Here is a 15,206-nt window from a genome sequence, read left to right as displayed (position 1 = left end):
ACCTTCGATCTGTATCTGTTTCCTAATCTATCATTCCGACATTATATAAACATATGAAACATCAAATTTTAGGCAGTCTAAAATTCGTATCTCCTAAAAAGTTATAAATAGAGGAAGCCCGATAGCCCACTTCACCTACTGAACGATAATAAGAAGGATTGCTATCATATAATGCCCTAAAACGTTTGGCAAAGCTCTTGGCCTTCGCGGTGCTTCCACCTTCCTGAGAAGCATACGCCTTGTTATAGAGGGAAATAAGCTGGAGAACATTCTCCTTGTTACGTGCCTGTACAGCATCTTTTCGCTTTTGTTCCGACTCAGCTGCTGCTTTACGAGCTGCTTCTTCCTTGGCAGCACGAGCTTCCTGCTCCTTTTTCAAGGCCAGGTATTTTTCATATTTTTCCTGTTGATCATATGCTTTTTGCTTCGCCAACTTGGCAGCAGCCTGCTTGTTTTGTTCCTTTTGTGCCAGATAAGCTTCATATTTAACCTGTTGAGCGATCAGGGCTTGTTGTTTCTTCTGCTCTTCCTGTTGCTTTTGAGCAGCAAGAGCCTGTTGTTTGGCCTGCTGTTCAGCTTCCTGCCGTTGTTTCTCCGTTAGCGATTTTTGAGCGGCCTCCTGCTCAGCAGCCAACTTTTCCTCGGCTGCTTTTGCAGCCTTCAATACCTCTTCTTGCTTTGCAGCCTCGATTTGTCGCTGATTAGACTGATCCGCAAGAATACTCACAGTTGGGATTCCCGCTGCCAAAAGAACGACTGCGGCCGATGCTGTCACGATAAACATTTTGGAGCGATACCAGGCTTTCGATTTCTCAGGTTGCTCTGGCATCTTGGGGTTCAGCTGCTCCTCCAGTCCTGTGATCGCAGCCGACACTTCTACATGCAGAGGACTGCCATCTTCTACAAAGTGATACAACGAACGATATACTTCCAGCGCTGCAGCAGGTTTGTTCTGCTGCTCTAGTTCACGCGCCTGTCGAAACAGCTTATCCGTTACTCCACGCTCTCCCTGCTCTAGGGCAGCCTGATTTAACATTTCAGCCTGTTCAGCCTTGAGCGGAGCAGGTGTTGCCAACGAGGGTACCGCTTCACTGGAAGTGCCGCTCATAGCAGCCAGATCTCCTGTATCTGTCCCAGCTGGCTCCGTTTCTGTATCCTCCACCAGAATTTCCTGCTCAGTAACGGCATTAAGTACAACTAGCCATTCGCCAAAGGTAGGACAACTGCTTAGATCCTGACTATCCCAAGCACGGCTGAATAGTTCTACCACCTTGCTGCCCCAGCGGGCTTCAAGCGATTTCCGCAAAATAAAATAACGTTCGCAAGGCGTCTGCATTTCATGTTGATCAAAATAACTTTCGCCCCACGCTTTATCGACCACCACACGGTCAGACCAGCCTAACATTTCTCCAATAATGATAGCCCCTGCAAAACGGTCGGCATACGCGCTCCATAATCCGCTGTGAACAGTACGATGTGCAGCATACCCCGGCGATCCTGCCAATAGTGCATCTGGACGATCCATTTTGGTGCTATACATTTGCTCCACGTCTACCAATTCCACAGCTGACGTGCCTTCAGGCAGTTCCACTTCAGAAAAAAACGGAAGCATAACATTGGGCGCTGATAAATCACAATGCGCCAATCCTTTTTGCTCCATCGCTGAACCGATCCCTGCCAGTGCTCTGGCTAAAGCCAGACTATCGGAAGCCTCAAGCTGACGCTGATCTGTGAGACAATCGAACCATGTCATACCATGAACCCATGGCATCAGCACCGCATACAGCAAATCAGGCTGCTCAGCGATCAGACTTCCGTTTCTTTCTGGAGTGAGCACATCACGCTTGCATACCTGCAAACCGGGAATGTTCCCGTATGTTTCCATATGCTCAGATTGATAAACCATAGCCGGGATGCGGAACTTCGGAAAAAACACTTTGAGGCTTTCGCCTCATGCGGTGCTCCGTTTTTGGCAATCAGCTGGTATACAATTCCCTGCCTCCCTGCTTGTGCATAGGCTAAACCGGGTGCAGCGGGATGTCGTCCAACCACATAAGCTGTGCCGTTTATGATCAATTCGTCTCCCGGATTCGGTTGAAAAGACATGAAACATCCCTCTCCTTATATCATTCAGTATGCTAGTTTTCCTCACCTTATTATATACGTCTATGGATGGCAAGAAAACCGGGTATCCGAAGATCGCCCGGTTTTTCCTATACAATCTGTGCCAAACCGTGAGGAATAGGTTCACATATTGCTTCATTATAGAGTGATATATGATAAGTTAATGCCGATCAGGCACGACAACTTATTTCGCTTGGTCAACCGTACGGAATTTGTTAGCGATAGCTGTCAATTCTTGGCTAATGCTATTCAAAGTCGTTACGAAAGCTTGCATTTGTTTGCTTGCTTCTTGGAACTCTTGGAAAAAGCGTTGTTTAGTCATACCTTCCCATTGACCTTCCATACCGGAGATGGACTGAGTCAAACTGGAAACGATCTGCTGGCTTTGCTCACCACTTTGTTTAAATTGGTTAGCTACCTGATCAACCTGTTCTGGGGTAATTAAAATGCGTCCTGCCATTTTTTGCGTCCTCCTTGATGATAAAAAATGTTTTTGTTTAGCTGGTTCAAATTGTACTATGGCTATTTAATCCCATACAAAAGGCAAAGGACCTAATTGCAATAATCCCACTTTTTAACTATAAAACAGCATCTAACAGTACAATCTTAATAAAACAACCACCTAATAAGTCCCATATTAGTCCCATAAAACCGGGAATGGTATAACAAATTCATATGGATTACAGGCCGATCCAAATATCCCGGAACGATCCGAACTAAGCGACAGGCTGATCTCTTGCTATAGACGGATCAGTAAAATACCAATCCTGCGGACTGCTAGAAGACGCCTGCTTCAGAATATCCTGATGCAAGGTGCCCACATCCGAAGGCTGTACACCTGCAATAGCATGTACGACAGACTGCGGGTTTGAAATTAGACTGCTTCCTTCCGAAGCTTGCCCAGGCAGAATAGACGGTGATTGTTGATTCGACCAATCGAGCATCGTGACGGGTCGTCCCAATGGTTGGCTGGCAAATGGCAGAATCGTTTGATAGTTGTGGTCAACAGACTGAAACTGCTCTGCCTTTCGGTTCAGTTGTGTACCTGATGTATGGAGATAAGCATGAATCTGTTCTGACATTCGCTTGGCTTGCATCCACTGATTCAAGATCGCCTCACGCGCAGATACATCCCAATCCAGCGATTGTAACGCCTGCTCCAAACCTGCTGTTAACTGTTGAATTTGCTCCGCCGCATGCTGTAGCTGCCCGCTAAGCCCCCGAAGCACATCCGGTTCAACTCGAATGCGCATATCCATCACCCTTCTTCTGTCACTTCTTCAGTCACTGCCGACTGTTTCAACCAATTCAATAATAAGTCCACAAACTGATCTCTCGAAGCCATAGCTGCAATCAACCAGTCTCCGTTACCCGCAGAGCTCATCCGAAATATCCAGTTCATTGCAGGACAAAGGACAAAAGCTGCCCGTTGTGACTCCCACTCTCTGCCGTTCCAGACCAGCAATTGCAATTCTCCCTCGGCTACACGGGAACTCAAAGACTGAGCCAGTCTCATTGCTCCCTCTTCATCTCCGCTAGCCTCAGTTAGCTTACTGCTGATTTGAGACAAACTTTCTCCTGCAGATTGCTCGTAAATTTTATTAAAGGTCTGCTTGGAAAACATAAGCGCGGGAGATTCAGGTACAAGCCGATCAACCCAGCCCATTTTATCAATCAATGTTTCGCAAGCCTTTTCCACATTACCCAGATCGTACAGACGATATTCATCGGGTTCGTCAACAGATTTCACAAGCTCCACCACACGCTCATTCGTGCAATGAAGATAGCCTTCAAACTGCTTACCTCCCCTTACATAGCGTATACGGCAAGCCCTGTTGGATAATCCCGCGATAGCAACTCTTGAAAAAACGGTAGGAGGCATAGCCAGCTCTTTACCCTTATCGGCCTGCTTCAGATAACCTTTTTCCAGAAGAGCAGCTTTGACCTGCTCCCACTCTTCCGCCAACTCCTCTGCTAGATAGCCCTTAAACGGATCTTCCACCCCAAGCAGTCTGTCAGAACCCAATACGCCTGCCAGAAAAAACAGTTCCTTTGCCTTGAGGGTTATTAACTTCTGCTTGGAAGCTTGAAACGTTAACATTATGAGCCACCTCCCTTCAAACTACAACATGCCATCGGTCACGAATTTTCGTTATCCAATCCTCACAGCTCATTTGCTCTGAGAAGGGAATCGCCGCTTTTATCCTGGTAAATTTGCGTCGTACGTAGTATCCCTGCCCAGGAGGCAGGACTTTTAGGCCACCAGCAGCGGCATTCGCTTCTGAATAAGGGATACGAAAGAACGATAAATCATTCGAATCCAGTGTTCCAAAAAGCATACCGCTTTGGCTTGCTTTGACATCATTAAACCAGTCCACACCAAAGGTAGGAAAATCAGCTGGCACACCCGTTAGCACGACATGCACATTGCGATCACGTCCCAACCGTACAATGGCGGAAAGCTGATCCTTTATCATAAAATCGTTCAGTTGCTTGCTTAACATATCCGCATCATCAATGACCAGGAGCAGTTCGGGATCATTTCCATCCTTGCTCCGTTGTTGAACGATATCATGCACCTGTTGTACCAGAGGTCCCATTTCTTCCTCGCTTTCGGCAGCAGCCTTGACATGAGGAAGATGCCGTAATCGGGATAGTCCCCCACCTCCATAGCGTGTATCGATCGTATAGACTTGCATTTGATCCGGCGAGGTGTAATAAGCGAGCGATATAATCCAACTCATCAGGAAGGAGGTTTTTCCACCCTCCATTGGACTACCTACGATAAAATTAGGCCCTTCTTTTAAATTTAGGAGAAAAGGCTCAAGATCGTCACTCTGTAGGCCTACAGGTACTTCGTAAGGAAGCGCACCTGATGGTCCACTCGTCCGATCCCACTGCTGAAGCAGTTCCAGCAACGGAATCCGCTCAGGCAATGGGAGAATGGCCGGTGCGTGCTTACCCTTCCATCCCTGCGCAATACCAGCGATATTGCGACGTAGTTGTGCTGATCGTTCCGCTTCATCTTCTCCTGGTGAAGGCAGTGCCGTCTGGAACTCCAGCGGAGGAACATGCCCTTTAACCAGAGCCCGGCCCGGAATTAAAGGTCCTGGTGTTTTGGCCGGTCGTCCTACCGCATAATAGTAGTCACTAGGATCAGCCAATTCGAAAGAAACAGCATTAGGTATGTTACTGCGGAACTTCTCAAACACATCGGTAATCCGATTCGCTGTAATGATGAAGGTGATGCCTAGACTGCCTCCTTCACGCAAGAGTGATTCCAGCAGTTCATTTTCATCCGGATACGCATTACGAAAATTAAGATATCCATCAATAACTACGACAATTTGCGGCACATCTTCAACAGCAGAACGTCGAAAAGAACTTATTGTTTTGACGCCAGCCTCAGAAAGCATTTCCTTGCGTAGGGCCACCATCTTGAACAAATAGCGGAACAACCGTTTAATCCGGTCATCCTCCTCTGCCATCATAACAGCACCGATTTGTGGAAGCTCTCCAAAGTCGCGCATGGTTCGACCCATGTCAATGATATAACCGTTCCAATGAATCACAGCGTAACGCTGTGCCGTGGACATCAGCAACGTATGCAAAAAGGTCGTTTTTCCCATGCCCGGCATGCCATACACAGCCCAATGACCATGATCCAGCGACGCATACATCGGCTCCTGCCGTTGATTCGGCAAATCATCGACCAGCCCAATAAGAGACTTCAGCTCCAACGATGATGATGTACTATCTATTTCGGTACATTGCGGTAGATTAGTTAAATCCAACATTTCTGGCAGCGGCGGAAGCCACGGTCCCTGAAGACGTTCGATTCCTGCCTTAGCTGCTTCTTTTGCAATATAATCAATAAATACTTGAAGCTGTTTAGGAGCTTCTTCTCCTTTTAAGCCTGAGCTTGCCCGTTCTCCGCCCGTCAATAGCGCTTCACGTTTGCCGTTCAGTCTCACTTCATGAACAGGTAAGGCAGAAGAAATGTCTCTGTTGCCTATATACGGCGCACCGCTCCAAGCAAATTGCATTTCTTCAAACACTTCGTCGCTACCCACTTGAAAATATCCTCGTCCCGGCTTCGTTATCCACGCGGCATTCGGTATTTTCAACATATCACGGCTATCACCTTCGCTTTGCACCCGCAAGCAGATGCGGAACCTGGAGTTACTCCAAATCTTATCATCGACAACACCTGCCGGCTTTTGAGTCGCCAAAATCAGATGGACACCTAATGTCCGCCCAATCGCGGCAATGCTGATTAGCTCGTCCATAAACTCTGGCTGATCCCGCTTTAACTGTGCAAATTCATCAATAATAATAACCAGATGAGGCAGCGGTTGTTCCTGCCGCTGCCGGAGTAGTCTGTAATATTCATCAATATGCTGTAAATTGCCTGCATCGTTCAATATCTTTTGTCGACGAACCAGTTCTGCTTTAAGAGATATTTTAGCACGTTCAATCAAATTATTGTCCAGGTTCGTGATTGTACCCACAACATGCGGCAAGTTAACGAACGTGTTGGACATGCCTCCACCCTTGTAATCGATCAGCATAAAAGCAAGATCATGTGGGTGAAACTCAGCAGCGAGCGAGGCTACGATAGACTGGATAACCTCACTTTTCCCTGAACCTGTCGTACCAGCGATCAAGCCATGGGGCCCATGCCCTTGACGCTCTATTTTATCATGCAAGTTAATCATAATCTTTTTGCCGCCTGCCCGCACGCCCATCGGCACAGGTAATGTATCAGGATGGCGGTTACGTCGCCACCGGTCTGCCACATCCAGTTCTTCCACACTTGCTACACTCATCATATCAAAAAGAGGCAGAACAGCGGGAATATCAGAAGCCGAAGAACGCTTCAAGCGAATAGGCGCCATGTACCGCGCCAGTGCATCGGCTTCCTCTTTGGACAAACGATCCGGTTTAAAACTTTGCTGTTCAACCTCCGCCGATTCTGATTTAAGGGCGTATACACCCTGTTCCTTGGAAGCTTCCACGATCAGCTGACACTGCATTGGCAAAGCTTCTTTACGAGAAGCCAGCACAATTGTACACGCATCTATGGCTCGGCCGTCCTCCAGCAGCAACGGTAACAAAGGTTCTTCCTCAATCAGTTGGGTGTCAGATAAAACAATCACATAACACGGGGCTTCCATCCCTTTGCCCTGACGTTCATTGCGATTATTTTTTCGACGGTTCAATCTAGCAAACAGAAAGTCAGCTAATTGATGGGCGCTACTACTGCGGTCTGACATCATTCTCTGGATTCGGTCATCATCCCATACATGTGGGAGCCAGCGCATCCAAGTCCATTCACTTTCCTCTCGCTCATCATAGAAGGAGGCGATTTTCACTTCATCTGGCGAATGACGAACCGTTACTTGTGCCAAGATGACTCTTAACGCAGCCAGAGTATGCTCCCGCTCGCCGACCAATCCGATCACTTTGGATTGAAACAGTGGCAATGTAATGGAAGCAGCGTCCACCAAACGAAATTCTTCTTCCAGTTCATCTGCAGCTCCCAACAAAGGATCTCGGTCATAACCGTCAGGTCGTGGGATTTGCAGTTTAATATGAAAGGGAACTTGTCCAGTCCCGATACGTACCTGCAAGAAATCTTCATCCTCCGGTGATCGTTCCCAAAGAGAACTGTTGCGGTTTTTTACGATTTGAGTGCATATTTGCGGATCACCGTGAATTTCATATAGCGTGCGAACTTGTTCTTCGCGTTTCATTTTGAGTTCTTCACGATGCTTTTGGAGCTGCTCCCGGTACATGCGGTCCCGTTCCTCCAACTTGCGCTTATATTCCTTCTTATTATTTAAATAGACGAAAAAAGGAATCGTATAAGATGTAAGCATCATGACCACCGTGACCATCTGGAACATCAAATAGTTACTGTTGCCCATCTTGCCTGTTCTGCTCATATATACATAAAAGCCTATAGTCACCAACGTCATCATTAACGGAATAAGTATAGATATAATAGAAAAAGACGGCTTGCTCGGCTCAGCCGGAGGCCGTAAAATCTCTAGCTTCTCCTCTCGGAGGGCCGGTCTTAATCTCGGGGATCGCTGGTATAATACATTCAAGACAAAAGTCCCCCTTTTCGCTTACTATTTCATTTTACCAAGGTTTCATATTATTTCATGTGTGTATTTACCCATTTTTTTCAGTTTGAAACAAAGAACGCCTTCCATATACAGGCGCCTCGTCCTGAGTTGTCGAAAAAGCTCGCTGAATGCGCACGGTGCAGCCTTCCCGTAAGCCTGCTCCTGTGAGTAGCTGGTTATCCTCCACTCTGAACCAAAGCCCTTCCGGGAACTTTGCTTCCATAATATATTGCATGCCTTCAGCCGGAGGCTCACCAAAAATACGCACACCCAGCATCAATTTTAAATGTTCTACCGAGTATTCATCTGCCACCTCAATATCAAACCACTCTGTTTCCTGTCGTCCTGAAAGCACGGTCAGGATCATCTGTCATCCCTCCCGATCCTTAATTTATACAGCAATACTCACGCAAAAAGCCTATTTCTACGGAAATATGGCTATCGTAACTGTAGCATCCGCCTATTAGACTGTCAATTTGTTACAAAATACCCACACTCAAAATAAAACGGTGACTATAGTCATGCTTAAAATTAATAGTAGAGTCATATGAATCAAAAATAGGGATTTACAAATTTCATTTGCGTGCTTACGTCATTTTGTCGATTAGGTAGAACTAAATTCGATTGTTACCCAAATTGTTGTGAACACTTTGTAAATTTTTCAGACCTTTATGTTTTTATAAGGTGTTTTTAAGGTAATTTTAAGAAACGGGCACTACAATAAAGCCATGAAATAACTCAGGTGAGGTGATTTTTGTGAGAACATTAATTACATTTCAAAACAAACGTATTCCCGTATACTTCAATCAAGAAAATAAGCAACCGGTACAAAAAACCTTAAAACTTCTAAGTAATACTTTGGAGAACAAAATCTCCAGTGGCAAGCGTGCCCTTCAAAAATGTCTTAACTCTTTGATCAGTATAGAGATTGTCGGTTGTGAAGCCATCCTGCATAGCGTTAGTGAAAATGATTCATTGGCATTGTCCCTCTATTAAGAGGGACTTTTTTTTTGTTTGCATTAGACACAAAAAAGAGAGGGGCATTTCAGCACCCTCTCCAAATCAGCGGTTATGAAACATGCTACATGTGACTTACCGCAGCCTATGCATTTGATCAGACTCTATTTATAGTATTCTGCGATAACCTTTTTTACCGCCTCGTTCCTTTTTCTGCGCCTTCTCAATTCGTATTCTAAACAGTTCTAGTAAATTAGCGCGTGTATGTTCTTCCCGGCAGTTGTCCAGCTTTTTTAAGATAAAACGGTCAATGGACATATGACTCAGGCTCCTTTACAGCAAGCTGCCCCTGCTTTTCAAGGGGATGATCCGGCTATCCATTTTTAACCATTCCACCTGTTCTTTAAACACGTACGCTTTGACTAGGATAAAGCAGGCGGGATTACATACCCTTTAAATAGGGTAAATACATAAAGTTTCGAAAGTTTTATCAGTTTAGCCTGGAAGCTACGGACAAGGAGCGAGCAAAAACCATGAGTAAGCACATAATGACCAAAATAAGCCGGAACCTTTTATGTATGTTCTTCATCCTAACTATGCTGGCTGCATGCAGCAGGGAGAAAGCCTCAACTCGAAGTATGGCCCAACACGAAGCTGAAGCACGTGCCTATACCGTGACAGGTAATCCGAACCAAGCTGCATCATCCCTTGATGAACGAGCTGCCAACGATGCACCTGTCCATCAGCAAGGCAGCAGCTATGTCGAAATATCAGGTGACGTAAGTATAGATAAAAATACAGTGAAGGTTACAGGGCATTCCAATCTGCCGGCTGGAGCACGGATCAAAGGGAATCTTGCAGTCAAAAACTCTCTGTTAACCGGATATACGGACGAGACAACTATTCAAAAGGACGGAAGTTTTGTACTCCAAGTGCACCGACCTGGTATACAGGGCAGTATGGATCTGACTGTTCTGTTCCGTCCAGATGACCAAGACAAAGAAATACGAAATCTGTATGGTAGTGGTGGCAACAAATTAGAAGGCCCTTATGTATATCAATACGAAGAAAACGAACAACTTTTGCAAGAAATTCGGATAGGTGCTGAGTTTGATCCTGAACAAGACCGCCATGTCCCTCTAATTAAGCCTGTCTGGAACAAACCAAAGGACTACGGTAATCCTCAAGTGTGGATTAAGCCCGATGTGAGGCAAAAAGGAAATTATTATCACGTATATGCGCGCAGCAATTTGCTCGAGGGTTCGGACGTCAAGCTCACAATTGATTTTCCGGGACGATGGCAGTTTGGCTACGATGATCAAACCAAGGTCATGCCTGATGGTTCCTTCAGCATGAGGGTCAATAAGCCGAGCCTTGCCAACCGCTACACCCTGGTCATAAGTTTCGAGCCGAACGAAGATATGTGGATCAACGCCAAACAGGCTTATGGTACAAAAGGAGAGCGTCTTGCGGGATCATTAGTTAAATCCGCAGACGACAAAAAGGGCTCCAAACGGATTGAAGCCCGTGTCCAAATTCAACCCAAATCGTACTAGGCAGCCAAAGGAATCCTATATCATCTAGCTGTTATGGCTGTATCGTGACCGGCGTCCCTATACTTACCTTCTCTTGAAGCTCCAGTACATCCTTATTATGCATTCGAATGCAGCCATGTGACACCAACTTGCCAATGGACCATGCTCATTGGTGCCGTGAATGCCATAATGCGGCTTGGACAGCCCCATCCAGAACGCTCCGAAAGGACCGCCCGGATTGGGCTGTTTGTTAATAATCGTAAATTGCCCATGCGGTGTCTGTGTAGCCACCTTCCCAATACCGACTGGATAACTAAGAACGATCTGACTTCCATCTTTTAAATATAGACGACGATCCGATAAATCCACCACAATGCTGTAGTTCGGCATATGTTCACCCCTCTACACCATATGCCGACTACCACATAGATTTTCTTAAATTTCTACAAATGATGTTTCATGACAGCTCGCCTTACCACTCCACATCACGTCGCCAACCACCTCGCTGATCCCTGCGGCCCGGAGTTGTACTTGAACGGCTATCTTTTCTACGTCGGTCTGCTTCCTTGCGTGCCTGATATTCCAGTTCCCGCTGCATCTTGCGATAATTGTTCACTCTGGATTCAGATAATTCCCCTCTTTGGATAGCTTCCTCCACCGCACATCCAGCTTCTCCCTTATGCTTGCAATCGGCAAAACGGCATTGCTGAGCTGTTTCCATAATATCAGCAAAGGTATGAGCTACACCCGTGGAATCATCCCATAGATTAAGCTCGCGCATACCGGGTGTATCGAGCAGAACGGCTTGCTTTGCAATGGGAAAAAGCTGTCGGTGTGTGGTTGTATGCCTGCCTCGGCTGTCTTCCTCCCTCACATCCTGTGTCAGTTGAACTTCAGCCCCGGATAGCCAGTTCACTATTGTGGATTTGCCACTACCGGAAGAGCCAGTCAAAGCAACCGTACACCCAGGCTCAAGGAACGCCTCCAGCTGCTCTCTGCCTTCGTTCTGCAAAGCAGAAATTACGATAACGGGTACTCCAGGAGCAACTCCTTCCGCTTCTGCAACCCGCTGTTCGACATCTTCACAAAGGTCACTCTTACTCAACACGACAACCGGGTTTACTCCGCTATTCCAGGCCATGATTAAGTACCGTTCTAATCTGCGCATATTAAAATCATGATTCAGCGCATTAACAAGGAAAAGCGTATCTACATTGGTCGCGATCAGTTGCTCCTTCGTCTCAAAGCCTGCAGCCTGTCTAGATATTTGGCTTTTGCGTGGCAAGAGAGCATGGATTACTGCATCCGATACTTCGTCCGACGTGGTGATGGCCACCCAATCCCCTACAGCCGGCATTTCCGCCGGGTCAACAATAGCATGTCTTAGCTTACCTGAAGCGGCTCCCCAGCGTTCCCCATCCATCGTAATAAGCTTCACCTTTTGTCCATAATCGGCAATCAAGCGGGCAGGGCGTATCTGCGTGTTTCCTGCTCGTTCCTCATAGTTTTGCTTCCATTGGTCCCACAAACCGTTCCAGTAATCAGACCAACCGTATTCATGTATACTCATTATTTTCCTCCTGAGATCATGTTTAATTTTTTTTTGGTGTTACTCAATAGGTGTACATTTTTCTCTCCGCAAGCAAACAACGCAAAAAATCCGCAGGGAAACCCCTGCGGAATGTATACAGCTCAAGCGATGTGATCCGTTCGTTCACTTATGCAAGCAGTCTTACACGGACTACTTTCGAAACCAACAACCGGATAACAAAACACTTGACCATAAAAAAATCCGCAGGGAATCACTCCCTGCGGATTTCGTTGGTTCTACTGTCCAACCAACTGCTGAGCTAAGACTATAGATCTAACAGTCTTTAGCCGTGCATCGTCCGTGCGGGAGACAAGTCATTCTGCTGCTGAACCCATTCACTCATGTTCGTACGCATATAACATCGCCTCCTCCTAAAATTTCCTTTATCATACAAGTCCATCAATTGTCTGTCAAGGCTGATTCTAAACATTTAAAACTATTTCAAGTTTTGTTTAACGTACCTGATCCCATCGTGTCCACATTTCACGCGGGTTCAATTCGTACATTTCTCGCTCCCTGTACATAAACTGATGCATGATCAGTTCACGCCGAATCGTCGCAAAATCCTCATGGTATTGCTTGATCCACTCGTTTAGTTCACGTTCAGGATAGATGCGCCCTGGCTCCAGTTTTTCGGCGAGCATCTGTAGTACGATCAATTTTTTCTTATACTGGGCAGGAATTTGACGCAACTTGCCGTCCTTGGCAAAAAAATTGCGTAAAACCGTTGCTTCCAGCGTTTCATTCAATTCGGACATATCTTCCTCTTCCTCTCCTTTTTCAAAAATAAAACGCACTGTCGCCTCGGCATGCTGCCGAATCAGCTCTGGGTTCAGTGTAAAATACACTGTGTTTTTATCACGGCGTTCCTTAATCAACCCGACCTCTCGGAGTTTGGAAGCATGATGCGTAACCGTAGGCTGTGACAGATTTAGCTTTTTCGCCAAAGCTTGACCATGCATCTCACCACGGGATAAAAGGAGTAATATTCGCATACGCGTTGGGTCCGCAAGTGCTTTATGATAATTGACCATTTTATCTAGTTGCACCGTAACTGCACCTCTTTTCACTACTACAGATTTCCTATGCAAGCAAATTCGCTTAACCTAAATAGATAATTATCTAATTATATGTTTGTCAAATGTTTCTGTCAATTCTCTCTTCCATCATCTCTTTCTGAAAACGGCTGGATATTGTGCACACATTACGGTAGGATTATTATTTGAAAACTTCTCACACACTGAGCTATTTGCATCAATTCTGAGATCCGTTTGACGAAATAAACTAATACAACTGGAGGTTCATCCAAATGCACGACGTAATCATTATCGGTGGCGGACCTTGCGGACTATCCGCTGCAATCGAATGCAGCCGCAGAGGTTTGCGTACGATCATTATTGAAAAAAGCAACATCGTTCACTCCATTTTTCTGTATCCAACAAATATGCAGTTTTTTAGCACCGCTGAACTATTGGAAATCGGTGATGTTCCGTTCAGCACTCCCAATGACAAGCCTTTTCGTCATGAAGCACTTGCGTACTATCGCAAAGTAGCCTCACATTATAACCTGGACATTCAGCATTATGAGGAGGCTCAATCCATTCAGCGGCAGGAAGACGGTACATTTACCGTACATACTCTAAGCAAACGGGAAATAACCAAGAGCTATTCTTCACGCTATGTCGTCGTGGCTACGGGATATTTTGATCATCCGAACTATCTGGGCATTCCCGGGGAACAATTGGATAAAGTCACTCACTATTTCAGCGAAGCCCACCCCTATACAGGAACCCGGGTCGCAGTCATCGGCGGTAGTAACTCTGCGGTAGATGCTGCAATGGAATTGGTGCGGGTCGGGGCTACGATTGATATGGTTTATCGTCGTAATGAGTTGTCTCCATATATCAAACCGTGGGTTCGTCCATTGTTCGACAGTATGGTACAAAAAGGGAAGATCACACTGCACTTAGGCGCACGCATTACTGAAATTCATCCAGACCATGTTATCGTCACTCCGATGAACACAGAAGCATTCCAGCTCGAAAATGATTTTGTACTGGCACTGACTGGATTTCACCCAGAACGAAAACTACTGGAGTCTGTCGGAGTCCACATGGCTGAAGATCTGGACAAACCCGAATTTAATCCTGCCACGATGGAAACTAACATCCCAGGTATATATGTCGCCGGAGTTATCGCTTCAGGCAGCAATGCCAATGAAGTGTTTATCGAAACAGGTCGCTGGCACGGGCGTCAAATCGCCGAACATATCCAAAGTTAAACGATCAAAGGAGAACAACTGAATGGATTACAGCTCACTTATCCTACTGGTACTGGCTGGCCTTGGAATTATCAGTGGCAACTCAACCGTGACGATTGCTATGGTAGTACTACTACTGCTGCGGGTAACCAGCTTTCATACTGCTTTCCCCTGGCTTGAAAAGTATGGCTTGACGATCGGAATTATTATTTTGACGATTGGGGTCATGACCCCGCTAGCCAGCGGTAAAATCAGCATCAATCAGGTGACAGAGTCCTTCCTGCACTGGAAGTCCCTGCTCGCGATTGGTATCGGAATTCTGGTAGCCTACCTTGGCGGCCGCGGAGTAACTTTGATGTCCGGACAGCCTATTATTGTGACAGGTCTACTGATCGGGACCGTCATTGGCGTTGCCTTCTTTAAAGGGGTTCCTGTTGGACCTCTGATTGCTGCCGGGCTGCTCTCCTTATTAATCGGTCGCTCCTAAATTTCTAGACACAGGATTGAAAAGAGCCGTTCAACAAATATACAAATGAATGATGGCAATCTGCATATCTGGCTGAATTCAGTCCCGCTTTGTGTTATACTCAAATCGCATAATTTGG

12 protein-coding genes and 2 pseudogenes are annotated in these 15,206 nt (G+C 46.1%); 4 read left to right on the top strand and 10 right to left on the bottom strand.

All coding sequences use genetic code 11. The features are described from left to right. Window positions 1-61: 61 nt before the first annotated feature. The 6 genes and pseudogenes from C400_RS0119895 to C400_RS0119870 form a co-directional block, all read right to left on the bottom strand. Window positions 62-2,106: pseudogene (locus tag C400_RS0119895) on the bottom strand (hypothetical protein). A 202-nt stretch (window positions 2,107-2,308) separates the two neighbouring features. After that, on the bottom strand, window positions 2,309-2,584 hold the full coding sequence (locus C400_RS0119890) for a WXG100 family type VII secretion target (RefSeq protein ID WP_007430133.1): 276 nt from the start codon (window positions 2,582-2,584) through the stop codon (window positions 2,309-2,311). A gap of 256 nt (window positions 2,585-2,840) precedes the next feature. Beyond that, window positions 2,841-3,377, bottom strand: a complete 537-nt coding sequence (locus C400_RS0119885) for a WXG100 family type VII secretion target (RefSeq protein WP_013370786.1) — start codon at window positions 3,375-3,377, stop codon at window positions 2,841-2,843. 5 nt (window positions 3,378-3,382) lie between these two features. After that, the gene (locus C400_RS0119880; protein WP_017427966.1) at window positions 3,383-4,225 is read right to left on the bottom strand and encodes a hypothetical protein; all 843 of its coding nucleotides are present in this window, start codon (window positions 4,223-4,225) and stop codon (window positions 3,383-3,385) included. Window positions 4,226-4,241: 16 nt separating this feature from the next. Further along, window positions 4,242-8,237 (bottom strand): type VII secretion protein EssC, encoded by a 3,996-nt coding sequence (essC, locus tag C400_RS0119875; protein WP_017427965.1) that lies wholly within the window; start codon window positions 8,235-8,237, stop codon window positions 4,242-4,244. A gap of 67 nt (window positions 8,238-8,304) precedes the next feature. Then, a complete protein-coding gene (locus C400_RS0119870; RefSeq protein WP_013370783.1) occupies window positions 8,305-8,625 on the bottom strand; it encodes a hypothetical protein in 321 nt (106 codons plus the stop codon). A gap of 389 nt (window positions 8,626-9,014) precedes the next feature. Between C400_RS0119870 and C400_RS26980 the strand changes: the two genes are divergently transcribed. Then, window positions 9,015-9,254, top strand: a complete 240-nt coding sequence (locus C400_RS26980) for a hypothetical protein (protein WP_013370782.1) — start codon at window positions 9,015-9,017, stop codon at window positions 9,252-9,254. 129 nt (window positions 9,255-9,383) lie between these two features. Here the strand turns inward: C400_RS26980 and C400_RS28090 are convergent, their stop codons facing one another. After that, window positions 9,384-9,533: a hypothetical protein gene (locus C400_RS28090; protein ID WP_016821028.1), complete on the bottom strand. Its 150-nt coding sequence runs from the start codon at window positions 9,531-9,533 to the stop codon at window positions 9,384-9,386. A gap of 215 nt (window positions 9,534-9,748) precedes the next feature. Here C400_RS28090 and C400_RS0119855 point away from each other — a divergent pair, with 215 nt between their 5' ends. Then, window positions 9,749-10,771 (top strand): flagellar motor protein MotB, encoded by a 1,023-nt coding sequence (locus C400_RS0119855; protein ID WP_226888622.1) that lies wholly within the window; start codon window positions 9,749-9,751, stop codon window positions 10,769-10,771. Between the two features lie 31 nt (window positions 10,772-10,802). Here C400_RS0119855 and C400_RS0119850 read toward each other — a convergent pair. From C400_RS0119850 to C400_RS0119840, 3 genes and pseudogenes are all read right to left on the bottom strand, one after another. Next, window positions 10,803-11,140: pseudogene (locus tag C400_RS0119850) on the bottom strand (L,D-transpeptidase). Between the two features lie 82 nt (window positions 11,141-11,222). Continuing rightward, window positions 11,223-12,320 (bottom strand): ribosome small subunit-dependent GTPase A, encoded by a 1,098-nt coding sequence (gene rsgA / locus C400_RS0119845; protein ID WP_017427963.1) that lies wholly within the window; start codon window positions 12,318-12,320, stop codon window positions 11,223-11,225. A 473-nt stretch (window positions 12,321-12,793) separates the two neighbouring features. Next, complete coding sequence (locus C400_RS0119840) at window positions 12,794-13,390, bottom strand: DUF2087 domain-containing protein (RefSeq protein WP_013370777.1); 597 nt, start codon at window positions 13,388-13,390, stop codon at window positions 12,794-12,796. Between the two features lie 260 nt (window positions 13,391-13,650). Here C400_RS0119840 and C400_RS0119835 point away from each other — a divergent pair, with 260 nt between their 5' ends. Both C400_RS0119835 and C400_RS0119830 read left to right on the top strand, forming a co-directional pair. After that, window positions 13,651-14,622 (top strand): YpdA family putative bacillithiol disulfide reductase, encoded by a 972-nt coding sequence (locus C400_RS0119835; protein WP_016821023.1) that lies wholly within the window; start codon window positions 13,651-13,653, stop codon window positions 14,620-14,622. 22 nt (window positions 14,623-14,644) lie between these two features. Next, entirely contained in the window at window positions 14,645-15,088 is a 444-nt protein-coding gene (locus C400_RS0119830) for a DUF441 domain-containing protein (protein WP_013370775.1), read from the top strand. Window positions 15,089-15,206: the final 118 nt, after the last annotated feature.

The sequence above is a fragment of the Paenibacillus sp. ICGEB2008 genome, assembly GCF_000307675.1.
Lineage (GTDB): Bacteria > Bacillota > Bacilli > Paenibacillales > Paenibacillaceae > Paenibacillus > Paenibacillus polymyxa.
This window is presented reverse-complemented; position numbering and strand designations above follow the sequence as displayed.